Raw genomic sequence first — 23,800 nt, 5'->3', positions numbered from 1 at the left:
CCGAACGTGTTCGTTCTCCCCGGGCAGGCGCGGGGTCGAGCCGGGCTGGCACACTCGCCGCATGACAAGTCCCACCGTCCGGGCCAGAGTCGAGTCGGGTGCCACGTACGACGACCCGGCCGAGGAACTGCTGCTGGATCTCGCCGAGCGGGTGCACTCGATGGGCGAGGAGTTCCTGGTTGTGAATCGCACTGGCGCCCCCGACGGGCAGACCTATATCCAGTGCGCCGAGGCCAGCGACGACGACGGGAGGTGGCGTCTGGTCGTCGAGTACCGGGAAGGCGGGCCGGACCGCCACTTCCGGGCGTACGTCGACGAACTGGACGTGCTCCAGTCGGTCATCACCGGTTGGGCGGCCGGCCGGTCCGACTGGCGCGGCGGCCTCGAATGGGAGCGGCTCACGTTCGATCAATGAGACGCCCCTCGAACCCGACACAAACGGACCTGGCCTCCGGGGTCGGCCGTGCGGTGCCGGCCACGGCTGGGTGGTTGTGCATCGACACGGTGCAACACAACGCGCGGCGGCTGCGGCAACACCGCGATCATCGCTATCCTGTCGCAGCAGCCGACCGGCTGACCTCCGTTGCCGAGAGCGAAGCCAGTTGAAGCAGTGCCCTGAAAGCGGCGGTTGACTCCCGGGAGACCCATGGTAAGCGACATGGAACTGCGGCATCTCCGCCGCTGTATCGAGCTGGCCGTCGAGGCTCTGGAAGTGGGCGACGAGCCGTTCGGCTCGGTGCTGGTCGACGCCGACGGGACCGCCCTCGCCGAGGACCGCAACCGGGTGGCGGGCGGCGACCGGACCCGCCACCCGGAGTTCGAGCTGGCCCGCTGGGCCGCGGCGAACATGTCCCCTGAACAACGAGCGCAGGCGACCGTCTTCACCTCCGGCGAGCACTGCCCCATGTGTGCTGCGGCGCACGGCTGGGTGGGTCTCGGCCGGATCGTGTACGTGGCTTCTTCCGAGCAGTTGGCGGGCTGGCTGACCGAGATGAACGTGCCCCCGCCACCCGTGCGGTCTCTGCCGATCCGGGACATCGCTCCCAACGTCGTGGTGGAAGGGCCCGTGCCTGACCTCGCCGCGCAGGTGCACGACCTGCACCGCCGCTACTACGGCGCACGCTGAGGCGCGCGTCTCCACCCGATGCCGCCGCAGCGGTCCGGGCGGCTTCAGGCAGGCTCAACGACGGCTGAGGCTGCCCCAGACGTCGCCGTCCGGATCTCCGGCTGTTCGGACACCATGTGTGGCCGGTGTCCGTCGGACGGGACCACCCGCACCGGGGTCCCGCAGGGCCGACGTGGCCCCTTGCGGGCGGCCGGCACCTGACCGTCGCTATGGTGTCGCGCATGCCAGGGCCAGCTCAGCCGGGTGAACCGGAGTTCGGACGGCCCAGCCGGCTGCGCATCCACCTTCTTGGCGGATTCCGGGTGGAGCGGGAGGGCGGCCTGCCGGTCGCCGGGCACTGGCGGCGCAGCAGCGCCCGGACCCTGATCAAGATCCTGGCCGTCACGCCCGGCAACCGCCTGCACCGGGACCAGGCGCTGGAGGCGATCTGGCCGGACGTGTCACGCGAGGCGGCCCTGCGTAACCTGCACGTGACCCTGCACAGTGCCCGGCACGCGCTGGAACCGGAACTACCTCCGCGGATTCCGTCGGCGTACGTGCACAGCGACGGCGAGTTGCTGAGCCTCGACCCGGCCTCGACGGTGGTCGACGCGGACGAGGCCACGAGGATGGCCGGTCTCGCCCTCGACACCGGGGATCGGGCGTCGCTCACCGCCGCGCTGGAGATGCTGGGCGGCGAACTGTTGCCCGAGGACCGGTACGCCACCTGGGCCGACGAGCGGCGGCGGCAGTGGGCGGCGCTGCGTGCCCGGGTGGTACCCGCCCTGGCCGGGGTACTGATGACGGCGGGGGAGCCGGACCTGGCCGTCGAGGTGCTGCGGGCCGAACTGGACCGGGTGCCCGATGCCGAGGAGCTGCATCTGTTGCTGGCTCGCGTGCTGCTGGACGCGGGGCGGCCGAGGCAGGCGGTGCGGCAGTACCACGTGGCGCGCGACGTGCTCGCGGAGGAACTGGGAGTCCCACCCGCCCCCGAGTTCCAGACGCTGCTGCGGGAAGCGCTGGACCTGCTGGCTGCTCCGCGTACCGTGCCGGCGGACAACACCGCGACGCTGCTGCCCTCGGCGATCCGCCGCCCGCACGACCAGCCGCTGATCGGCCGGACCCGCCCGCTGGCCCTGCTGGTGGAGCACGCCACGGCCGGTCGCGGGGCCGCTACCGAGCCGGGTGGGGTGCCGCTCGCGCTCGTGACCGGCGAGGCGGGTATCGGCAAGACCCGGCTGGTCGCGGAGGCCGCTCGGCAGGCCGCCGCGGTTGGCACGCAGGTGTTGTGGGGCACCTGCCACCCGGCGGAAGGACAGACCCCGTACGGGGTGTTCGCCGAGGCGCTCGACGGGTACCTCGCCACCTGCCCCGCGACCGAACGGGCAGCGGTGGCGGCCGAGCACCCAGGGCTGGCCGCTGTGCTGACCACCCTGGGGGATGCTCCCGGCAGCGCCGCCAGCCCGGAGGAGGAGCAGGCCCGGTTCTTCCGGGCGGTGGCGGCGCTGCTGACCGACCTGGCCGCCGCCCGACCGCTGCTGATCGTCCTCGACGACCTGCACGCCGCCGACCCGGCCTCGCTGCGTCTGTTGCACCACCTGCTGCGTACCATCCGGTTTCGGCGCTGGCGGCTCGTCGCGACCATCCGTGACGACGAGCTGCCCGCCTGCGACCCGCGGCGTTTGGTGTTGGACACCGCCGTGGAACAGGGGCTGGCCATGGAGGTGGCCCTGCTCCGGCTCAGCCTCGCCGACTGTGCGCGGCTCACCGGCGTCGCGCCGCAGCGTGCCCGGCGCATCTACGAGCTGTCCCGGGGCAACCCGCTGTTCGCTCTGGAACTCGCCACCGCCGGTGACATGCGAGGCGTACCCGACGGGGTGCGACGTCTCGTCCGCGGCCGGCTGACCCGCCTTTCCGGCGAGGCCAGGGCGGTGCTCGGGGCACTCGCGGTCGGCGGAGGCGGTGCGGTCTCTCTCGGTGAGCTGGAGGCGGTCGCGGTGGCCGGGCTCCACCCGCCGCTCGGCGGTCCGGCGGTGGCGGCGGCGCTGGACATCGCTGTCGCCGCCGGCCTGGTCGTGGAACGGGAGGTCACCACGGGGGGCCGGCCAGTGCTCGGGTACGCGTTCCGCCATCCTCTGGTGGAGTTGGCCTGCGCCGAGCAGCTCGGTGCCGCGAGCCGGCGCCACCTGCATCGCGCGTACGCCGACACGATTCTGGCGCGCCGCCCCGACGCCATCGAGGCGGTTGCCTTCCATCTCGGTCGGGCTGACGACCCGCGGGCCGTGGACTGGCTGCGGCGCGCCGCCGAACGCGCAGCCAGCCTCTTCGCCAACGACAGTGCCTGCGTCTACTACGCGGACCTGGTGGCCCGACTGGACGCCGCCGATTCGTTCGCCGCGGCCGCCGCCCGCCTGGACTGGGGGATCGTGCTGCGCCGCAGCGCCCGCTACCAGGAGGGGGAGCGGGTACTGCGCGCGGCCTTGCGGACGTTCCAGCAGTCGTCGGACGCCCGCAGTACGGTGCGGGTGGCGATCGTGCTGGCGGAGGTGCTCGGCCGGGTGTCCCGCCCGCAGGACGGCCTGGCCGAGTTGGACTCGGTCCGGCACCGGCTGGCGGAGGTGCCCGGTGGGGGCAACGTCACCGAACGCGTCGACCTGGAGCTGACCGTGGGGACGATGCACTTCGGCTGCGGGCAGTACGCGAAGGCCCTGACGGCCCTCACCCGCGCGGAACAGGCGGTCGTCGGGCTCGACGAGGCGGCGATCCTGCCTCGGCTCGCCCGGGTCGAGTCGATCCGCGCGGCGTGCCTGATGCTCACCGGGGAGCTCGAGCGGGCGTCCGACGTCTGCGCGGAGGCGCTGCGGCTGGCTGAACGCTGCGACGACCTGACGCTGCTGGCCGGGGCGCTTTCCACCATGGGCGAACTGGCCCGGGTCAACGGCCGGCTGGACGTGGCGCGGGACTGTGCCCGGCGGGCGGTGACCGCGGCCAGGCGGATGGGTGACCCGACGGTGCTCGCCATCGACCAGAGCAACCTGGCGGTGATCGAGCTGCACCTGGGTGAGCATCGGCGGGCGCACGCCCTGGCCCGGTCCGCGGTCCGGCTGGCCCGTTCGCTCGGCCACTCGTGGGCGCTACCACCCACCCTGGCGAACCTCACCGAGATCCTCCTGCGCACCGGCCGCACGGAGGAGGCGCGGGCGGCGCTGGCCGCCTGCCAGCGGGTGGCCCGGGACTCCGGCGATCTGCAGGTCCTCGACGGCATCCGCGCGCTGGCCGACGAGTTGGCCGCAGCGGACGCCGCGACCGCCGGCCCGGTCGGCGGCTGAGGCGCGGCCGAGCCCCGACGGGAGGCCGAGGGCTTGGCCTCGGGAAACGGCCGGGCGGGCCGGCGGACCCGGCGGCGTGGACCCGCCTGGCGGCGGTAAGGGCGTGGTAATTGCCGCCTCCTACCGTGCGACGAGCCAGACGCTTTCAACCCCGAGGAAACGCATGCAACCCGTTCATGCCGTCGTCGACGCCGGCGGTGAGTCCTGGCCACGAGTGCGGGACGTTCTCGAACGGCACTGCCATCGCCTGCCACCCGGCTGCGTGGTGGAACTGCTCACCGAGGACCCGACGGTCCCCGGCGAGGTGGGCGCATGGTGCGCGGCGGGCGGTGCGGTACTGCTCGCCACGGACGAGACCGGCGTTCCCGTGGTGCTCCGGATCCGAATCGGGGGATCGCAGCACAGGCAATGGAATCTGGAGGACTGATGAGACAACCCATCCGCTCACGATGGATCGCGGGGCTGGCGGGCCTGGCGATCCTCGGGCTGCCGGCGCTCCCCGCGTCCGCTGCGCCCGGTGCGACAGCCGGCACCACCACCGCCCCGGAGGGGGCTACGGCCACGACGATCACCCTGGTCACCGGGGACCGGGTAACGGTGACCACCGCCCCGGACGGCAGTCGGTCCTACGTCGCGGAACCCGCGCCCGGTTCGCCGCCCGGAACGTTCCTGGCCCGCACCGACGTGGACGGCGACACCTTCTTCTATCCCAGCGACGTGATCGGGCAGGTCGGCGGCCGGCTCGACCCGCAGCTGTTCAACGTCACGGGCCTGCTGCGTGACGGCTTCGACGACGCCCGCCGGGATACCCTCCCGCTGATCGTCAAGTCCGACCCGAAGGCGGCGGCCCGGGCGCGGAGCGCGGCCGACGGGTTGCTCTCCGCAGAACGCGAGCTGCCGTCGATCGGCGCCAGCGCGGCCATGCTGGACAAGGACGACGCCGACGAGCTCGGCGAGACGCTGGACAGCTTCAGCCGGATCTGGCTGGACGCCAAGGTCAGGGTGGACGCCCTCGACCGCAACCTGACCCAGATCAAGGCCCCCGAGGCATGGGCGACGGGGCGTAGCGGCAAGGGCGTCAAGGTCGCCGTGCTGGACACCGGCGTCGACCCGACCCACCCCGACCTGGCCGGCCGGATCAGCAGCTCCGCGGACTTCACCGGCAAGGGCAACGCCATCGACGGCCACAGCCACGGCACCCACGTCGCGGCGACCGTGGCGGGTAGCGGCGCGGGCGCGGTCGGCATCCGTTCCGGGGTCGCCCCGCAGGCCGACCTGATCGTCGGCAAGGTCCTCGACGACAACGGCGACGGTACCAACTCGATGATCATCTCCGGCATGGAATGGGCGGTCGGGCAGGGCGCCCGGGTCATCAACATGTCGCTGGGCAGTGGCCCCACCGACGGCACCGACCCGGTGTCCACCGCGCTGGAGCGGCTCACCGCCCAGTCCGGCGCGCTCTTCGTGGTCTCCGCCGGCAACGACGGTCCGCGCGTCGGCTCCGTCTCCGCCCCGTCGATCGCCCCCAGCGCCCTGTCGGTCGCCGCAGTCGACTACGCGGGCGGCACCGCCGTCTTCTCCAGCCGGGGACCGACGCGAGCTCCCGGCCTCATCAAGCCGGAGATCGCCGCACCGGGCGTGAACATCGTCGCCGCCCGTGCCGCCGGGACGAACAAGGGCACCCCTCAGCCCGACCCCAGGTACATGGCGATGAGCGGTACGTCGATGGCCGCCCCGCACGTCGCGGGCGCCGCGGCGCTGCTCGCCGAGGAACACCCGGACTGGAAGGCCGACCGGTTGAAGTCGGCGCTGATGGGGACCGCCGTGGCCCCGCCCGCCACGCAGTCGATCCACGAGGTGGGCGCCGGCCTGCTCGACGCCAACGCCGCGCTGTCGCAGCGCCTGCTCGCCTCCGAGGTGTCAGTCGCCTTCCCCGGCGCCGAGGGGACCACCACCCGTAAGGTCACCATCACCAACACCGGTACGGCGGAGACCACCGTCTCCCTCGCCGGCGTCCTCGGCCGCTCGGGGGCCGGCACCCCCGCCGGTCTCCTGGCTGTCAGCCCGAGCACCCTCACCCTGCCCGCCGGCGGCTCCGGCGAGGTCACGCTCACCGTCGACAGCACCGGCACGCCCACCGGCACCTACAGCGGTGCGCTCACCGCCACCCCGACCGACGGCAGCCAGGCGCTACGTGTGCCGCTGATGCTCGACCGGACCCGTACGGTGACCGTCTCCGCGCTCGACCGCGACGGCAGCCCGGCCGCGGCCCAGGTGACGCTGCTCAACACCCAGAGCGGCACCGCCATCACGGCGAACATCCCCGCGGAACCGGGCACCGCCGACATCCGGGTGCCCGACGGCCCGTACGTGGTGGTCGGCACCGTGGCCATGATGGTCGGGGGCAACCACGCCGTTGCGATCCTGACCCTGGACAACGCGGCGGACTCCGACTCGATCGTCCTGGACGCCCGGGAAACCCGGCGCTGGACCGTCACCGTGGAGGGCTTCGACACCCGGCCCGAACTGGTCGCCGCCAACCTGCGCCGGACGACGCCGGACGGCAAGTACTGGACCGGCCACAGCGTCCTGATCGGTGGGGCCTACGGCCCGTTCAGCCGGGACACGCTCTGGATCAGCCCGACCAACGGCACCATGGGCGGCACCGTCGGCCGCTCGGAGCGCTGGCGGCTCGCCGACGCGAACAGCGACCACATGACCGGTGACAGCAAGTTCCTCTTCGACCTCACCTTCGCTGACGACGAGGTGCCCGCCGAGGCCTCGCACCGGCTCAGCCGGCGCGACGTCCGCGACCTGGCCAAGATCCGCACCACCTACAAGGGCTACAACGAGGACCACCGCTACCAGGAGGGCAGCACGGTCTACGGCCCTGGCCTGATCGCGCTCAACATCACCTCGCCGTCGTACTTGACCGTGCCCCGGGTCCGCACCGAGTACATCCAGGCGCGGGACACCCAGTGGATGCGGTTCACCTACCGCCAGAAGGACCGGGTGGAACTGCGTAACACGCCGGGACCGGTCACCACCTACCAGCCGCGCACCACCACCAGCGCCACCTGGTTCGCCGGTCCGCTGACGACCCGTGCCCAGGGCACCATCACCGGGGCCCGGCTGGAGCTCAGCATGAACGACGCTGTCGACACGACGGGCCGTACCGTCGACTACATCGACTTCAGCTACCCGCAGAAGTGGTCGTCCACCACCAGGCTCTACCGGAACGGGGCACTGGTCGTGGACGGGGGTGCCAAGATCGACAAGACGTTCGACAACGCCGGCCCCGCGTCCTACGTCCTGGAGCGGTCGTTCACCTCGGGCGGCGTCTTCCCGATGGGCGGCGAAGGCCAGACCCGGTGGACCTTCCGCACCGACGGGTCGTCCGGCACGGCCAGCCCGGTCCGGCTGCTCAACACCCGCGTCACCGCCGACCTGGACCTGCACAACCGGGCCCGGCCGAACCGGACCCTGACCCTCGAGGCCAGCATCACCGGTGCGTCGGACACGCTCCGCAAGGTGCGGGCCTGGGTGACCGCCGACGGTGGCGCCACCTGGACCGAGGTCGACGTGTCGCGCAGGGACAAGGGCGAGTACGCCTTCGTCGCGCCGCGTACGGCGCTGGTCGCGGGCGGCTTCCTCGGCTTCCGCGTCACCGCCGAGGACGCCGGCGGCGCCTCGATCGACCAGTCGCTGCCCCGGGCCATCCCGGTCAAGGGCTGACGACCTGTGGGCCCCTTCCGCCGACCGGCGGGAGGGGCCCCACCACGCATGACGCCGTGGCGCACCGTACGCCCCTTGAGGTTTCGTCGCCACCGTGCGGCCCGGTAGTGGCAGTACTAGCGCGGAGTCGCGGCGGCGGAGACGGCGTTGGCGACGGCCACCCGAACCGGGTCCGGGTTCGCCCAGCTCCAGTTCGGGTGGGCACGGTTTGTCAGGAGGACCAGGACCACCCGGCGGTCCGGGTGGACTACCAGGGAGGTGCCGGTGAAGCCGGTGTGCCCGAAGGTGCGGGGGCTGCTGAGCCGGCCCATGAACCAGGGCTGGTCGAGCACGACGCCGAGGCCGTGCGCGGCGGTGCGGTTGGGTCGTTCCGGGTCGACGGCGGGCAGGCCGGTGTTCACGTTGGTGAGCATCTGTCGGGTGATCTCTTCGGAGAGGATCCGGGTGCCGTTGTGGATGCCGCCGTTGAGCAGCAGCTGCCCGATGACGGCTACCTCGGCGGCGGTGCTGAAGATGCCGGCGTGGCCGGCGATTCCCCCCATGTGGTTGGCGACGTCGTCGTGCACCACGCCGCGGAGCAGCCCTCGGGAGGACCGCGCGTCGGTGGCGACGAGTCGGCTCGCCTGATCTGAGGCGCTGAGCCAGGTCTTGGGGTTGAATCCGGTGTCCTTCAGGCCGAGTGGCCCGGTCAACCCGGTCGTGAGGGCCTGGTCGAGCCGCTGCCCGGTGACCTGCTCGACCAGGAATGCGAGGACCATCAGGCCGACGCTGGAGTAGCGGAAGACCGTGCCGGGGATCGCGCCGCTGACCAGGGGAGTGGCGAGGACCGCCGCCCGGCGGGCTGCGTCGTCGGGCAGGCCGGCGACTTTGGCTCCGACGGGTAGTCCGCTGGTGTGCGCCAGCAGCATGGCGACGGTGACCCTGGTCTTGCCCGTGCCCGTGAAGGCCGGCAGGTATTCGGCCACGGGCGCGTGGAGATCGAGCCGTCCCTTGTCGACCTGTTGTAGCGCGAGGATCGCGGTGTAGACCTTGGTGATCGAGGCTAGGTCGAAGATCGAGTCGGGCCGCATCGCGACCTGCTTCGACTCGGGCAGCAGCACCGGGCCCGCGCCGTAGCGCAGCGCCTTGCCGACCCGCGCCCGCGCCGTGGTGGTGCCGTTCACCTGACAGAGCGCGACCGCGCCCGCGTACGCCGGATGCTTGGGGTTGGCGCTGGTCGGAACGAGGTGGCGGTCGAGTTCGCGGAGCAGCCTGCGGTCGGCGGACGTCACGGGGGTGCCGGTGGTGGCTGACGTCGCGGCCCTCGGAGCCGTGACCCGTCCCGCCGCCGGTCGCGGCGACGCGGCCGACGGGCTGGGGCCGGCGGTCGGGCCGGAAGTGGCCGAACGGACCACCTCGCGACAGCCGGCGAGGGTGGCGGCGGCTGCCGCGAGACCGGCGCCGAGCACGGTGCGGCGGTGCAGTGACATGCGCGGCATCATGGCAGTTCTCCGCGACCGGATCCATCCTGCCCGACCGGTCCGTCCCTTCGCCGGGCGGCGTGTCGCGGGCTGGCTGCGGTCAACTGCGACGGAACCAGGGGGTGGCGGTGGTGTCGTTCTTGTAGAAGCTGATCAGCGCCTGGGCGACCTTTTTCCGGCCGGAGGTGCTGGGGTGAACGCCGTCGCTCTGGTAGTCAGCGCAGGACCACTCCAGCCCGTCGCTGCGCCCCGGCACGCCGCCCACCACGTCGTCCGCGCCGAGCCCGTCCGCCCACAGATAAGGGCCCCAGGCCAGCCATGGAGCCGGGGCGCCGCTGCCGGCGTACGCCAGTCGAGGATCTCCGGCGATCTGGTCCTCGATCAGCCACTTGACGGCAAACGCCTGCTCGTAGGCGCCGGTGCCGCGGGTCGCGGTGGAGTAGTCACCGTAGGTGCGGCTGGACAGGTGGACGATTCGCAGGTTCGGGTACTTGCTCCGGGCGATGGTGACGATGCTGCGTAGGGAGTCCCGTAGCTTCTGCGCCCCGCTGGGGAACGCGCCCAGCCCGTCCCCGGCGAACTGCTGCTTCAGCCAGACTGTCTGCACCTGGGCTGGGGTGACCCCGGCCTGCCTCAGCCGATCGTTGAGGATCTGCCAAGTGGTGCTGTTCGGGTCAGCCCAGTCGGTCGCAGCGCGCCCGCCCTGGGCTCCGTCGACCATCACCAACCGGGGGTTGATGGTGGTGTCACCTGCCGTCGCCTGCATGAACGCCTGGAACTCCTGGGTGGTGTTCGACATGCCGATCGAGGCGAACACGATCCGGCCGTTGGTCGGGTCGGCGGCGCCCGCCGCGTTGCGCGGGACGACCTGGGTGGCCGCCAGGGACCGCCCCGCCGAGTCGTGTGCGGCCGGGCGGACGTTGACGCCACCCGGGTAGAGCCCGCCCTGCGCACCGAGGTACGTACCGGTACGCAGGTCCGGCAACGGCGTGCGACCGGTGTGGGTGCGCGTGCAGTCGGATGCCTGTGCGGCGGTGGGTGGACCGGCAACCGCCAGTCCGGCCGCCAGCACCAGGATGCCCAGGGCCGCCGGCGCCGATCGGCCGCGTCGCCTGTCCTGCCACGAGATGAGTCTCATCCGCTCCTCCACGCTCCACAGTGAACGGCAACGGCGCTTCCGGCCTGCACAATATATGGAGAATCATCAATTGGATAGTGGCGCGGTGGAGCGGACGGCCAGAACACGGCTCAGCCTGTTCGTGGGTGAGAATGACGGCATGCCGAGCCGTCTTGCCGCCATCGCCATCGACGCCGTCCGGCCACAACTGATCGCCGACTTCTGGTGCTCGGTTCTCGGCTGGCAGGTTGTCGATGAGGATGGTGAGGTGATCACCATTGCGGCCTCCGACCGTTCCTGGCCGATGATCGACGTGGCGGCCGTGCCGGAGGGCAAGGTGATCAAGAACCGGTTGCATTTCGACCTGCGTGCCGACGGCGTGTCCACCGCGGAGGAGCTTGACCGGTTGCTCGCCCTCGGTGCGCGACGCGTCGACGTGGGACAGTCCTCCGACGTGAGCTGGGTCGTGCTCGCTGATCCTGAGGGCAACGAGTTCTGCCTGCTGTCACGTCCTGTCCAGGATCTCTAGGGCAGATATCCCAGGTCGGTCGGTGGCCCCCTCGGCGGAGGCTGAGCAGCCCGTCGTCGAGATCGACGGGCTGCTGTGGGAGACCTGTCCCGGGGCCGAGGCGACCGCGGCGGAGAGCCAAAAAATCTCGGACGGCGATGTCGAGAACCCGTGACTGGCTCCGTCCCCGGGCTGGCCGTGACCAGAATGGGTCGCACCAGCACCGAGGAGAAACACGATGGCCAAGTACTTGCTGCTCAAGCACTACCGCGGCGCTCCGGCTGCGGTCAACGACGTGCCCATGGACCAGTGGACGCCGGAGGAGATCTCGGCGCACGTGCAGTACATGCGCGACTTCGCGGCCCGGCTCGAGGGGACCGGCGAGTTCGTCGACGGCCAGGCGCTCGCCCCGGAGGGGACGTTCGTCCGGTACGACGGTGAGGGTCGCCCGCCGGTCACCGACGGCCCGTTCGCCGAGACCAAGGACCTCATCGCCGGGTGGATGGTGCTCGACGTCGACAGTTACGAGCGCGCCATCGAGCTGGCTGGGGAGCTGTCGGCCGCCCCGGGGGCGGGCGGCAGGCCGATCCACGAGTGGCTCGAGGTACGTCCGTTCCTGGCCGAGCCGCCCACCATCACGGAGTGATCTGATGGACGAGGCCCTGCTCCGGAGCCTCACGCCGAGCGTGCTCGGGATCCTCGTCCGCCGCGGAGCCGACTTCGCGGCGGCCGAGGACGCCGTGCAGGACGCGCTGGTCGAGGCGGTCCGCGTCTGGCCGGCCGACCCGCCGCGGGACCCGAAGGGCTGGCTGGTCACCGTGGCCTGGCGCCGGTTCCTCGACGCGACCCGGGCGGACGCCGCCCGCCGCCGGCGTGAGGACCTCATCGACGAGGAGCCGGCGCCCGGGCCCGCGCCCGCGGTCGACGACACGCTCCAGCTCTACTTCCTGTGCGCCCACCCGTCACTGACGCCGTCGTCCGCGGTCGCCCTCACGCTGCGCGCCGTCGGCGGGCTGACCACCCGCCAGATCGCCCAGGCCTACCTGGTGCCCGAGGCGACCATGGCGCAACGCATCAGCCGGGCCAAGCGCACCGTCTCCGGCGTGCGGTTCAACCAGCCCGGCGACGTCGCCACCGTGCTGCGCGTGCTCTACCTGGTCTTCAACGAGGGCTACTCCGGCGACGTGGACCTCGCCGCCGAGGCCATCCGGCTCACCCGGCAGCTCGCGACCGCGATCGACCACCCCGAGGTGGCGGGGCTGCTCGCCCTCATGCTGCTGCACCACGCCCGGCGCGCCACCCGGACCGCGCCCGACGGCAGCCTGATGCCACTGGCCGACCAGGACCGCGGCCGGTGGGACACCGCGTCGATCGCCGAGGGCGTCGAGATCCTGCAGGCCGCACTCGCCCGTGACCGGCTGGGCGAGTTCCAGGCCCAGGCCGCCATCGCGGCACTGCACGCTGACGCACGCACCGCCGAGGAGACGGACTGGGTGCAGATCGTCGAGTGGTACGACGAACTCGCGCGCCTGACCGACAGCCCGGTCGTCCGGCTCAACCGCGCCGTGGCCGTCGGCGAGGCCGACGGAGCGCGCGCCGGGCTGGCGGCGCTCGCGGCGCTGGACGACTCGCTGCCGCGCCACGCCGCGGTGGCGGCGTACCTCCACGAGCGCGACGGCGACCTGGCCACGGCGGCACGGCTGTACGCCGAGGCGGCCCACAAGGCCCCCAACCTCGCCGAGCGAGACCACCTGACGCGTCAGGCCGCGCGGCTCAACGCCCGCCGGAGTCGCTGACGGGTCGCGCTCGGATCCTGCCCGCGCCGGTGAGCCGGCGGTAGCGGCGTAGTCGTCCCTCTCCTCCCGGTCCGGCTCGACCAGTCCCTCGTCGGTGCGCCGGGCGAGTGCGCCGGGCCGCAGCGCCAGCCTCCCGCCGGACAGCGCGGCGACGTCGCTGATGACGCCGTAGCCATCGTCGGTGACGGGCCGGAACCGCACCGCGTCGTAGCGTACCTGACCGGCGGCCGGGAATGCCGTTACGCGGTGTCAAGAGATCGGGCGGGCCGGGCCACGGCTACTGGTCAAGCGATGGCGGTCAGCCGAGTGGGACGGGCAGGCTGGCGCGGAACAGTCCTTGTTCGAGCCGCGGGACACGGACGGATTTCATCTGCTGGGAGGACTGCCGCCGGCGTGGTGTCCACGCCGGCGGCCGCCTCGGTCGCCGGAAGGGTGGTGCTGTCCGGCAGTTGGTCGGTATCAGACCGTACGGTCAGGAGAGGGTGATGCGTACCTCGATCCGGCCGTCGTGCGGCACCCGCAGCGTGTGCACCCGGCGCCGGGCGTCGCGCAGGTAGGTCCGGGACGTGCTGGTCACGGTGGCCGGCCGTACGCTGTCCCAACTGACCGTGACGACGGTGCCGCCGCGACGGATGGTCAGGCCGTCGGTGCGGGCAGCCGCGTCGGCGCCGTAGGCGACCGGGGTGCCGTCGGCGAACGTCACGACGTCCCGCGGTTGCAGCACCAGTGGGATCTGCTCGGTCGCCGTCGAGGTGACCCGCACCGAGCGAATCACGCTGTCCCGGGTGACGGTCAGCTCGGTGGTGATCCGCGAGTCCGGCAGACGGTAGCGCACCCGCACCGGCGCGTCGCCGGGGGAGAGGAACTTCCCGTTCCACTCCCGGTCACCGACCTGGTATTCGGCGACCAGGTTGCTCCGGCCGTCCGGGTTGCCGTTGGGCAGCAGCGTCGACCAGCAACCGGTGTCGCTCTGCTGGGCGTGCACGATGGTGCCGGCCGCCGGGTGCCAGAGGAAGCCCGGTCCGCTGCGGACCGTGCTGGTCGGCCGGGTGCCGAAGAACGCTCCGAAATAGAGCCCCGGCCGCCTGACGTAGAGGTAGTCCTGCTTGACCGCGGTGTCCCGGCGCACCTGGGCGAACTCCGGCTGCCGCAGGTAGGGCAGCGCCGCGATGGCCCGCTCCTTCTCGGCGTTGCTCGGCAGCGTCTCCTCGTACGGTGCGTGCGCGATGATCCGGGGCGAGGTGTCCTGCTTGGCCGGCCCGGGAGCGGGGCTCGGCTGGGCGGCCCAGGCGGCGCGGGCGGCGGCCCGGTCCTCCCTGGACGTGAGGAACGCGCCGAGTTGTGGCAGGTCGTGGACGAAGGCCGAGTTGAGGTTGGTGCGGTCCGGGTCGGGGATCACGTTGTCGTAGTAGGCGACGCTGGTCCGGGCGGACATGGCGTAGTAGGTGAGCCAGCCCGAGCCGTCCGGCTCGCGGAGCAGGTTGTAGCCGAACCACTCGGTGAACCGGCGGGCCATTCCCAGCACGGCCCGGTTGCCGGTGAGCAGGTAGATCTCCGCCAGCTCCGGCAGCATCACCTCGAAGTTGTAGTTGATGTCCATGCCGGTCGGGTCGTAGAAGAAGCCGGCCGGGCTCTGTCCCTGCTCGGCCAGGAAGTCGATCCGCTCGGTGAGCCGGGCGGCCAGCGCGGCGTCCGGTTGGAGCCGCAGCGCCAGGGTCGCGCCGGCGAGGCCGCCGGCGACCTGGTTGGTCCACTGGACCGGGGTACGCCAGATGCCGTTGGCCGGATTCAGCAGCCAGCCCATCCCGGCGTGCAGGGCCCGTTCGATCTCTGTCCGCCGCTGCGGCAGCGCGCCTGACTGCCGCAGGTTGGCCAGGGTCTTGGCCAGGTAACCGAGGCCGAAGCCGGTGGCGGGCAGCGAGTGCTCGTTGCGGCTGTACTCCGGCCAGGATCCGTCGTCGTGCTGGAGCCCGAGGTAGTGCCCGAGCGCCGCGTCGAGCCGCCCGGCCAGCGCCGCGTTTCCGGCGTACGGATTCCACGGCCGCTGGTTGGCGTGGAACCAGCTCAACGTGTAGACGTGCTCCTGCACCCTGGCGTTGTACGGCGCGTTCGGGGAGCGCCACCAGCCGCCGCCCATGAACCCGTGGTTGGTCGTGTCGTCGATGTCGTTGGTCATCCCCGGAAGGATCGCCAGGTAGCCGGCGAACCGCTGTTCCAGCGGGGCGAACAGGGTCCGGTCCGGTGCTCCGGGCGGCAGTGGGGCCAGCAGCGGCAGGCCCGACGCGGTGGTCTCCGACGTCTCGGCGAGCGCCCGGATCGGTACGGCGAGCAGCGCTGCTCCGCCTGCTGCGGCGGCCAGCAACGCTCGGCGTCTGAACCTGGTCGGGGTCGGGTCGTTGGCCATGATGGTCCTCCTGTCGGGACGGGCAGGCGGGTCGGAGCGGAACCGGCGACTCGGACGAGGCACGGGAGACTGGCCGGCGGTCGCGGCGAGGGCGGCGTCGGGGCATGGCCAACCCGACACCAATAGTGACGAAGGGCGCGGTAGGTGTCAGGCTGATCCGAGTGCTGAGTGTGGTCCCGGGCGATCCGTCGAGTCAAGAAGCTAATACGGATTAGTAGCGCACTTCCCGGTCGTCGGGTCAGGCGACGGGGCTCTTGACCCGGCCGCTCGCCGCAGCCAAGGATGGCATCCGGCCGTTCACCCGCCCGTCCATACTGGACATCAGTCGTCACCCAGCGTGACCATGGCTGGTTCGGGTCGGCCGACACGACCAGAGGAAATGGGGTACGCCATGCCGCTGACCGACCTGCCGTTGGCCGAACTCGCCGGATACCGGCCGGTGCGCCGCGAGCCCGCCGATTTCGACGAGTTCTGGGCCGACACCCTGGCCGAGGCGGCCCGGCGCGATCTGGACGCCACCTTCGAGCCGGTCGACTCGCCGCTGCGCGTGATCACCGTCCACGACGTGACGTTCAGTGGCTTCGGCGGCGACCGGGTCAAGGCGTGGCTCGCCGTCCCGACCGGTGCCGAAAAGCCGCTGCCGTGCGTGGTGGAGTTTCCCGGTTACGGCGGCGGCCGGGGCCTGCCGCACGAGAACCTGCTCTACGCCGCCGCGGGCTATGCCCACCTGTTCATGGACGTACGGGGCCAGGGCAGCGGGTGGAGTGCCGGAGCGACCCCCGACCACGAGCCGGCCGGCGGCAACCCGCAGCATCCCGGCTTTGTCACCCGGGGCGTGCTCGACCCCCGAACCCTCTACTACCGGCGGGTGGTCACCGACGCGGTGCGTGCCGTACAGGCGGCCCGGGCGCATCCGCTGGTCGATCCGGACCAGGTGGTGGCCACCGGAATCAGCCAGGGTGGCGGGCTGTCGCTGGCGGTCGCGGCCCTCGACCCCCGGCTGCGCGCGGTCGCGCCCGACGTGCCCTTCCTCTGTGACTTCCGGCGTGGCGCCGAGCGGGCCACCGCCGGCCCCTACCAGGAGATCGTCAACTACCTGAAGGTCCACCGGGGCAACGTGGAGCGGGTCTTCGACACGTTGAGCTATGTCGACGGGGTCAACTTCGCCATCCGGGGGCGCTGCCCGGCACTGTTCAGCGTGGCGTTGATGGACGCCAGCTGCCCGCCGTCGACGGTGTTCGGCGCCTACCACCACTATGCCGGCCCGCGCCGGATCGAGGTGTACCCGTTCAACGGACACGAAGGCGGTGAGTCGGTGCAGGACGAGGTCCGGTTGCGGTTCTTCGCCGAGGTGCTGGCCGCTGGAGGAAACCGGGGTGGCGGGGAGAACGGGGCGGCGGAGAGTAGCTCGGCGTGAGCCCTCGGATAGCTGATGGCATTAGCCAGGGATGTTCCGCTGGCGGGGGATCTTACCCGAACCCTCGGGTCGGTGGCGGCGAGGCGGGGCCCGCACCCTCCGTAGTGCCAGCGCGTCGGGAGGGCTGCCCAGCGCCAGGGTGGGGTGTTGTCCACGGAGGGGGGCGCGACCGGCCGTCGTGGCGGCCTCGGTGAGCGCGCTGGCGCTCGCCCGGCCCGCGCCGGATTACCTCGGTTGCCCGGTCCGGCCGGCCGCGCCGCTGGGACGATCCGTAGGTGAGGGCGGAACCGCGCGAGTGCGTACCGGAGCGGCCGGTGGGGCGGCGCCGGGTGGACTGGCGGCAGTGGGCGCCGCTGACCCTGCTCACCCTGGCCGTGCTGGCCGGCGCCGGGTTGTGGCTCGCCGGGCTGCCGGAGGCGGCCCAACTGGTCTGGGCGGCGGTGACCCTGGTGGCACTGCTGCCGGCCACCTGGTCGACGCTGCGGCAGGTGTGGCGCCGGCAGTTCGGGGTGGACGTGATCGCCGTCCTGGCGCTGGTCGGCACGCTGCTGGTCCGCGAGTACCTGGCCGGCGCGGTGATCGCCGTGATGGTCGCCACCGGGCAGGCGCTGGAGGACTACGCGCAGCGCCGGGCCAGCCGTGACCTGCGCGCGCTGCTGGAACGGGCACCCCGGCAGGCGCGGCGACGCACCCCGGACGGCGGGATCGAGGTTGTGCCCCTGGACCAGGTGGCGGTGGGAGATCGGCTCGTCGTCGGCCCCGGCGACGTGGTGCCGGTGGACGGGACCGTCGAGGAGGCCGCGACCCTGGACGAGTCGACGGTCACCGGCGAATCGCAGCTGGTCACCCGCTCCGCCGGTGAGCAGGTCGTCAGCGGTGTGGTCAACGCCGGCGCCGGGTTCGGGCTGCGGGCCGGCAAGAGCGCGGCAGAGAGCACGTACGCGGGCATCGTCCGGCTCGCGGAGGAGGCCACCGCGCACAAGGCCCCGATGGTTCGGCTCGCCGACCGGTACGCCGCCGCGTTCGTGCCGTTCACCCTGCTGCTGGCGGGGCTCGCCTGGCTGCTCAGCGGCCAGTTCCTGCGGGCGGTGGCGGTGCTGGTGGTGGCCACCCCCTGCCCGCTGCTGCTGGCCACCCCCATCGCGATCGTCTCCGGGCTGTCCCGGGTGGCCCGGCGCGGCGTACTGGTCCGCGACGGCGGGTCGCTGGAGCTGCTGGGCCGGGCCCGCACCCTGCTGATGGACAAGACCGGCACGCTCACCACCGGCCGCCCCCGTGCCGCCGAGACGGTGGTCGCCCCCGGCGGCGACCGGGACGAGGTGCTGCGGCTTGCCGCCTCCGTCGAGCAGCTCTCCCCGCACGTGCTTGCCGCCGCCCTGGTCCGGCAGGCCCGCGAGCAGGGGCTGCCGCTGGCCGAGCCGGCCGACGTCACCGAGGAACCGGGGCGCGGGGTCACCGGCCGGGTGGACGGCCGCCTGGTCCGGGTCGGCCAGCTCACCGGTGAACCACCCGAGTGGGCGCGCCGGGTACACGAGCGCGCCGAAATGGCCGGCCGCTCCACCGTCTGGGTCAGCGACGACCGCGCCCCGCTCGGCGCGATCCTGCTGGAGGATCCGGTACGTCCCGACGCCCGGCGTACCGTGCGGCGGCTCCGGGAGGCCGGCCTCCGCCGGTTGATCATGGTCACCGGCGACCGGTCGGAGACCGCTCGACAAGTGGCGCAGGCCGTCGGCGTGGACGACGTGATCGCCCAGTGCTCGCCGCAGGAGAAAGTGGCCCGGGTCCGGGAGGAGTCCGGCCGGACGATCACGGTGATGGTCGGCGACGGCGTCAACGACGCCCCGGCCCTGGCTGCGGCGCACGTGGGGGTGGCAATGGGCGCCACCGGGGCGACGGCGTCCGCCGACGTCGCCGACGCGGTGCTCACCGTGGACCGGCTGGACCGGCTCGCCGACGCCGTCGACATCGCCCGGTACGCGCGCCGCATCGCGGTGCAGAGCGCCACCGTCGGGATGGGCCTGGCCGTCGTCGCGATGATCATCGCTGCGGCCGGCGGGCTGCCCCCGGTCGCCGGCGCGTTCCTCCAGGAGGGCATCGACGTGCTGGTGATCCTCAACGCGCTGCGCGCCCTCGGGGGCGGCCTGCGCCGCCGCGACGTCCCGCCGGAAACCCGGAAACTGCTCGACCGGTACGCCGGCGAGCACGGCGGGGTGCGGGACGTGCTGACCCGGCTGCGCGACACCGCCGACCTGGTGGCGACCCGCCCCGACGCGCCGGAGTGCGTGCCGGCGTTGCGCGACGTGCACCGCCGCCTGGTCGACGAGGTGCTGCCGCACGAGGCGGCCGAGGAACGCCACCTCTACCCGGCGTTGGCGGGCCCGCTCGGCAGCGCCGACGCGACCTCGACGATGAGCCGCGCACACGTGGAGATCCACCGGCTCATGAACCGGATCGGCGGCCACCTGGCCCAACACCCGGACGGCCGGCTGCGCCGCGAGGAGGTGCCCGACCTGCTGGCCGCCCTGTACGGCCTGGACGCCGTGCTCCGGCTGCACCTGGCCCAGGAAGAGGAGGACTACTTCTCCCTCAACCCGACCTATGCGCCAGAAGGTTAGGGGTTCGAGTCCTTCGGGGAGCGCAGACGCCGTCGCAGCCGATGCTGACCCCGACCGGGCTGGGATCGCCGAATCGGAGCGGCTCAGGCTCGGCACGGTGAAGTGGGTGAACGCCCCGCAGGCCGGTCAGCTGTGGGTGATCCAGGGTCGCTGCTGGTCGACCGGTGTGGCCGCTGCGGTGACGCGGATCGCGTAGACCGTGCCGGCCGCGGATGGTTGGCGGCCGAGCCACGTGTGGCCGGTCAGGTGGCACCAGGCGGGTAGGTCGATGGGCGCGACGGGGTCGGTGGCGATGACGTGCACGACGGTGCCCGGCGGGACGCCGTCGATTTCCTTCCGCAGGCGGAGCAGGAGGGTGACGCAGAGAAGGCCACTGCCGTCGACGGTGCGGACGGCAGGGTCGGTGGGCGGGTTCATCGGATCCTCGTGGTGGCGGTGATGGCGGGCAGCATGGTGAGGGACACGAGGCCGCCGACGAGCGCCAGGACCGGAGAACCGGCGGCGGAGACGACCAGGCCGGAGGAAAGGCCGCCGGTGGCGCCGGCGACAGCGATGGACACGTCCATCATGCCCTGGGTCCTGGCCCGGTTGGCCAGGGGCACCGCGTCGGTGACCATCTGCGGTGCCGGCGATCAGGCCGAGTTCCAGCCCGATCCGAGTAGGGCTGTGGCGATGGCGAGCAGGCCGCCCAGGGCGGCAAGGCCGTCAGGACCGTAATCGGCGCGCCGCCCCCGGGGCGCGATGAGACGCAGAGCAGGCGCCGGGCGCTGAGGATCCGGGGATCCTCAGCGCCCAGCCCGAGACTGCTCGCCGGTCCGGGACGGCTACTCGCAGCCCAGGGCCTCCTTGTACCCGACGGGCGGGCTTCCGGCGGCCACCTTGTCGGCGGTCTCCCAGAACACCTCCGGCCAGTCACCCTCGTCGTTCATCTGGTGTAGCACCTTCCACTTGTGGCTACCGCGCAACGCGTCCGCGGCCCGCCGGAGGGCGCCGTCGTCGCCGGCCTCTTTCGCCCGCAGCCATTCGGCGATCCATCCGCAGCCGATCCGGCTGGTCACCTTGGCGCCGAACTGGTAGGGGTCGTTGGTGCCGAGACCGTTCAGTGCGGCGATGTCGAAGCCTGGCGGGAGCGGCACGTCGGCGAGCACCTTGGCCGCCTGCTCCTGCACCCGCTCGGGTGTGACGATCTCGGCCGGAAGTGCGGCCAGCCAGGTGCGGGCGTCGACGCGGACCACGTCGGCGACAACGCGATCGAACTCGCTCCGCGTCCAGGCGCTCCCGGTACGCAGTTCGACGAAGGAACCGTCGCGGGGACGGAGCATGACGGCGAAGTCGCTCGCGCTGTACCGGAACAGGTCGGCCGGCCAGCCGTCGACCTTCACCGGTTCCGGCTCGCTGACCCGGAGCCGATCCTTGTGGTAGCCGTCGTACTGGGCGGCCGGGTACCAGTTCATCTCCAGTTGCTGTCCGCCGTTGCTGAACGCGATGGTGCCCGCTTTCTCGGCGAACCCGTAGACGGTGGTCGCCTTCCAGCCAGGCTGGTCGATCAGCAGCCGCGGGTTCTCCTCGGCCGCCTTGAGCACCATCGCCGAATACGCGGCCGGGCCCGTCGCTTCGGAGGCGATCGGCGGGGTCGCCGGGCGCCCTTCCGGCTGGTCACCGTTCATGATCGAGACGGCCAGGACGCCGGCGAGAAGGGTGGCCGCGACGCTTGCGCCGACGAGCCCGCTCATCATGCCGCGGCGCGCCCGGGGGCGTTTGCCGGGCGGCTCGGCGACGGGTCCGAGGGTCGGCACGGACATGATCTCCTCCAAGAGGTTCTGCGCGGCCCCGTCGAGGTGCCTGATGACATCGGGTCGGTACGGGTCGGCGTCTCGGACCATCCGGCCGAGGTGCTCGTCGGTCATCTGCCCTCCTCCGAGGTGCGTGCTGCCATGACGTCGAGTACATGTCCGGGCGGGCCGAGGTCGTCACCGACGAGATCTCGCAACCGGGCCCGGGCACGTGACAGCCGGGTACGGACAACAGCCGGGCTCACGTGCAGGACCGCGGCGGCCTCGCGCGGCTCCAGGCCCTCCCAGAAGGTCAGCATCAACACCTCGCGATCCAACTCGCCCAGCCGGGCCAGCGCGGCCCGGACCGTGAGCCGTTCGGGCACCTCGCTGCCCGGGTCGCCGGCGACGGCGACCCTGAGTCGTTGCCGCAACCGTTCACCGAGCCGTTCCCGGCGCACTCCGCCGCGGTGGTGGTTGGCCAGCACCCGTCGGGCCACGCCGTACAGCCACAGCCGAACCTCAGCCTCCGGCGGCATGTCACGGCTGCGCCGCCAGGCGACGAGAAACGTCTCGGCGACCACGTCCGCCGCGTCTTCGGGCTGCTCGACGCGCCGCATGGCGTACGCCAGCAGCGGCTCGAAGTTCGCCGCGTAGACGCGTCGGAAGCGGTCCTCGTGCTCAGTCCCCGAACCCACGTCTACTCCATGTCCGTGGGAGCGCCCATCGTGACAGACCCGACCCGGGAATCGCGGCGCTCGCCGGGCCGACCTCGATTCGGGTCCCGCCGATGCGGCACGGGGATGGCGCGTACGAGGCGGTCAGGTGTGCAGCGCCGCGGTCAGCAGGTCGTACGTGGCCTCGTCGAAGGCGACGAGGCGTACCTGCCCGACCTCGGTGGGGGTGGCCTGGATCGTGGTCACGGCGATCGCCGCCGCCCGGTCGGCCGGGAACCCGTAGACGCCGGTGGCGATGGCCGGGAACGCGACGCTGCGCGCGCCGATGACGTCGGCGACCTCGAGACAGCGCCGGTAGCACGACGCCAGGACGTCGGTCTCCCCGTGGCCGCCGCCCTCCCACACCGGGCCGACCGTGTGGATGACGTGTCGTACCGGTGGGTCCAGGTCGAACGCCGGAGTGGCCACCGCGTCGCCCGGCTCGCACGGCGCCAGCGCGGCGCCCGCCCGGGCGAGCCGTGGCCCGGCCGCGCGGTGGATCGCCCCGTCGACGCCGCCGCCACCGAGCAGCGACTCGTTCGCCGCGGTGACGATCGCGTCGACGTCCTCGTCCGTGATGTCACCCAGTACGACCTCGATCAAAGGCATGGCCTGATCCTGCCACCGGTGCAGGGCCCGCGACCTCGGGGAGGGTTCAGCCGACGGGCCCGACGGCTCCGCTCAGGTCGCCGGCCCCGGTGCGGTGGCCGTCGGCGCGGCTCGCGGGCAGCACCGTGGGGGCGGGCCCGGTCGAGTCGCGGACCACCAGGAGGTGGCCGGTGGACCGGCGGCGGGGACGGGTCGACCGGGGCTTGAGCGCGAGCGACAGCGCCATCCGCCCCATGTCGGTCATGGGCAGCCGGATGGTGGTGAGGCTGGGGGCGAGGTCGGCGGCGACGGAGACGTCGTCGAACCCGACGACCGACATCCGTTCGGGCACGGGGATGCGGTGCGCCCGCAGCGTCGACAGCACGCCGATGGCCATCGCGTCGTTGAGCGCGATGATCGCGGTGGTCCGGGGGTGGTCGCGCAGGATCCGTTCGGCGGCGACCCGGCCGCCGTCGCGGGTGAAGTCGGAGTGCACGACGGGAAGGTCGTCGAGGGAGAGGCCGCGCTGCCGCAGGGCGGCCGCCACGCCGGAGAGCCGGTCGGCGACGGTGGTGAGCCCGGCCGTGCCGGCTGCGACGGCGATGTGGCGGTGCCCGAGGTCCAGCAGGTGCTCGGCGAGGGCGCGGCCGCCGGCCTCGTTGTCGGGCAGGACCGCGTCGACGCCGAGGGCGTGCCGGCCGATGACGGCGACCCGGCCGCCCTGGCTCTGGAACTCCGCGAGCTCGGCGCGGGCCTCGGCCTCGATCCGGGCGTCGTCGTAGCCCGATCCGGCGACCAGGATGATCCCGACCCGCTGCGCGATGAGATGGCGCAGCTGCCGTAGCTCCGCGTCCGGGTCCCGGCCGGAGTGGCAGATCTGCACCAGCAGCCCCTCCTCGGCGGCCACCTGGATGACCCCGCCGGCGATCTCGGAGAAGTAGGGGTCGTCGACCTGGTGCACGACCAGCCCGACCGTCGAACTCGTGCCGCCGGCGAGGGTGCGGGCGTACGGGTTGGCGACGTATCCCAGCTCCTGGGCGACCTGCCGGACGCGCCCCGCGACCTCCTCGCTGACCCCCTCCCGGCCGGCGAGGGCGCGGGACGCGGTCGCCAGCGAGACACCCGCGCGCTCGGCGACGTCGATCAGCCGCAGTCTCGGGCCAGGCCTGGGCATCGGCAACTCCCTGGAAACATCGATGTCATCTGACTATTGCCAGTGACGCAAACCACAGCCTAGT

The 23,800-nt window shown here is 72.6% G+C and carries 20 protein-coding genes; 11 read left to right on the top strand and 9 right to left on the bottom strand.

Annotation, left to right across the window (positions count from 1 at the left end):
• Window positions 1–61 precede the first annotated feature (61 nt).
• The 5 genes from ACGFZ2_RS23435 to ACGFZ2_RS23415 all read left to right on the top strand — a co-directional run bounded on the left by ACGFZ2_RS23435 (window position 62) and on the right by ACGFZ2_RS23415 (window position 8,169).
• Window positions 62–415, top strand: a complete 354-nt coding sequence (locus ACGFZ2_RS23435; RefSeq protein ID WP_393263466.1) for a hypothetical protein — start codon at window positions 62–64, stop codon at window positions 413–415.
• A 243-nt stretch (window positions 416–658) separates the two neighbouring features.
• Window positions 659–1,126 (top strand): nucleoside deaminase, encoded by a 468-nt coding sequence (locus ACGFZ2_RS23430; protein ID WP_393263465.1) that lies wholly within the window; start codon window positions 659–661, stop codon window positions 1,124–1,126.
• A 221-nt stretch (window positions 1,127–1,347) separates the two neighbouring features.
• Window positions 1,348–4,434 (top strand): ATP-binding protein, encoded by a 3,087-nt coding sequence (locus tag ACGFZ2_RS23425; RefSeq protein WP_393456816.1) that lies wholly within the window; start codon window positions 1,348–1,350, stop codon window positions 4,432–4,434.
• A gap of 163 nt (window positions 4,435–4,597) precedes the next feature.
• Window positions 4,598–4,861, top strand: a complete 264-nt coding sequence (locus ACGFZ2_RS23420; protein ID WP_393263461.1) for a sulfurtransferase TusA family protein — start codon at window positions 4,598–4,600, stop codon at window positions 4,859–4,861.
• Window positions 4,861–8,169 (top strand): S8 family serine peptidase, encoded by a 3,309-nt coding sequence (locus tag ACGFZ2_RS23415; protein ID WP_393456813.1) that lies wholly within the window; start codon window positions 4,861–4,863, stop codon window positions 8,167–8,169. Before ACGFZ2_RS23420 ends, ACGFZ2_RS23415 begins: the two co-directional genes overlap by 1 nt.
• Window positions 8,170–8,285: 116 nt before the next feature.
• On the opposite strand, the gene ACGFZ2_RS23410 is transcribed toward ACGFZ2_RS23415, so the two are convergent.
• Both ACGFZ2_RS23410 and ACGFZ2_RS23405 read right to left on the bottom strand, forming a co-directional pair.
• Entirely contained in the window at window positions 8,286–9,638 is a 1,353-nt protein-coding gene (locus tag ACGFZ2_RS23410) for a serine hydrolase domain-containing protein (RefSeq protein WP_393456810.1), read from the bottom strand.
• Window positions 9,639–9,729: 91 nt separating this feature from the next.
• Window positions 9,730–10,767 (bottom strand): hypothetical protein, encoded by a 1,038-nt coding sequence (locus ACGFZ2_RS23405; protein WP_393263455.1) that lies wholly within the window; start codon window positions 10,765–10,767, stop codon window positions 9,730–9,732.
• Between ACGFZ2_RS23405 and ACGFZ2_RS23400 the strand changes: the two genes are divergently transcribed.
• The 4 genes from ACGFZ2_RS23400 (at window position 10,757) to ACGFZ2_RS23385 (ending at window position 13,050) form a co-directional block, all read left to right on the top strand.
• Entirely contained in the window at window positions 10,757–11,275 is a 519-nt protein-coding gene (locus tag ACGFZ2_RS23400; RefSeq protein WP_393456807.1) for a VOC family protein, read from the top strand. The two genes, ACGFZ2_RS23405 and ACGFZ2_RS23400, sit on opposite strands and share 11 nt — an antisense overlap.
• A 22-nt stretch (window positions 11,276–11,297) precedes the next feature.
• Window positions 11,298–11,429 carry a hypothetical protein gene (locus tag ACGFZ2_RS23395; RefSeq protein ID WP_393456804.1) on the top strand — a complete coding sequence of 44 codons (132 nt, stop codon included), beginning with the start codon at window positions 11,298–11,300 and terminating at the stop codon, window positions 11,427–11,429.
• A gap of 63 nt (window positions 11,430–11,492) precedes the next feature.
• Window positions 11,493–11,900 carry a YciI family protein gene (locus ACGFZ2_RS23390; RefSeq protein ID WP_393456801.1) on the top strand — a complete coding sequence of 136 codons (408 nt, stop codon included), beginning with the start codon at window positions 11,493–11,495 and terminating at the stop codon, window positions 11,898–11,900.
• Between the two features lie 4 nt (window positions 11,901–11,904).
• Window positions 11,905–13,050: an RNA polymerase sigma factor gene (locus tag ACGFZ2_RS23385; RefSeq protein ID WP_393263447.1), complete on the top strand. Its 1,146-nt coding sequence runs from the start codon at window positions 11,905–11,907 to the stop codon at window positions 13,048–13,050.
• Between the two features lie 472 nt (window positions 13,051–13,522).
• On the opposite strand, the gene ACGFZ2_RS23380 is transcribed toward ACGFZ2_RS23385, so the two are convergent.
• Window positions 13,523–15,454 carry a hypothetical protein gene (locus tag ACGFZ2_RS23380; RefSeq protein ID WP_393456798.1) on the bottom strand — a complete coding sequence of 644 codons (1,932 nt, stop codon included), beginning with the start codon at window positions 15,452–15,454 and terminating at the stop codon, window positions 13,523–13,525.
• Window positions 15,455–15,845: 391 nt separating this feature from the next.
• On the opposite strand from ACGFZ2_RS23380, the gene ACGFZ2_RS23375 reads away from it, so the two are divergent.
• Complete coding sequence (locus ACGFZ2_RS23375; protein ID WP_393456795.1) at window positions 15,846–16,871, top strand: acetylxylan esterase; 1,026 nt, start codon at window positions 15,846–15,848, stop codon at window positions 16,869–16,871.
• Window positions 16,872–17,146: 275 nt separating this feature from the next.
• Window positions 17,147–19,486 (top strand): heavy metal translocating P-type ATPase, encoded by a 2,340-nt coding sequence (locus ACGFZ2_RS23370; protein WP_393456792.1) that lies wholly within the window; start codon window positions 17,147–17,149, stop codon window positions 19,484–19,486.
• Window positions 19,487–19,612: 126 nt separating this feature from the next.
• On the opposite strand, the gene ACGFZ2_RS23365 is transcribed toward ACGFZ2_RS23370, so the two are convergent.
• The 6 genes from ACGFZ2_RS23365 to ACGFZ2_RS23340 all read right to left on the bottom strand — a co-directional run bounded on the left by ACGFZ2_RS23365 (window position 19,613) and on the right by ACGFZ2_RS23340 (window position 23,736).
• Complete coding sequence (locus tag ACGFZ2_RS23365) at window positions 19,613–19,903, bottom strand: sulfurtransferase TusA family protein (RefSeq protein ID WP_393456789.1); 291 nt, start codon at window positions 19,901–19,903, stop codon at window positions 19,613–19,615.
• Window positions 19,900–20,103 (bottom strand): hypothetical protein, encoded by a 204-nt coding sequence (locus tag ACGFZ2_RS23360; RefSeq protein ID WP_393456786.1) that lies wholly within the window; start codon window positions 20,101–20,103, stop codon window positions 19,900–19,902. Before ACGFZ2_RS23360 ends, ACGFZ2_RS23365 begins: the two co-directional genes overlap by 4 nt.
• 207 nt (window positions 20,104–20,310) lie before the next feature.
• Complete coding sequence (locus tag ACGFZ2_RS23355; protein ID WP_393456783.1) at window positions 20,311–21,393, bottom strand: hypothetical protein; 1,083 nt, start codon at window positions 21,391–21,393, stop codon at window positions 20,311–20,313.
• Entirely contained in the window at window positions 21,390–21,956 is a 567-nt protein-coding gene (locus ACGFZ2_RS23350) for an RNA polymerase sigma factor (protein ID WP_393263434.1), read from the bottom strand. Before ACGFZ2_RS23350 ends, ACGFZ2_RS23355 begins: the two co-directional genes overlap by 4 nt.
• 123 nt (window positions 21,957–22,079) lie before the next feature.
• The gene (locus tag ACGFZ2_RS23345) at window positions 22,080–22,583 is read right to left on the bottom strand and encodes an O-acetyl-ADP-ribose deacetylase (protein WP_393263432.1); all 504 of its coding nucleotides are present in this window, start codon (window positions 22,581–22,583) and stop codon (window positions 22,080–22,082) included.
• A gap of 46 nt (window positions 22,584–22,629) precedes the next feature.
• Complete coding sequence (locus ACGFZ2_RS23340) at window positions 22,630–23,736, bottom strand: LacI family DNA-binding transcriptional regulator (protein ID WP_393263430.1); 1,107 nt, start codon at window positions 23,734–23,736, stop codon at window positions 22,630–22,632.
• Window positions 23,737–23,800: the final 64 nt, after the last annotated feature.

Source organism: Micromonospora sp. NPDC048063 (genome assembly GCF_043202855.1).
GTDB lineage: Bacteria > Actinomycetota > Actinomycetes > Mycobacteriales > Micromonosporaceae > Micromonospora.
This window is presented reverse-complemented; position numbering and strand designations above follow the sequence as displayed.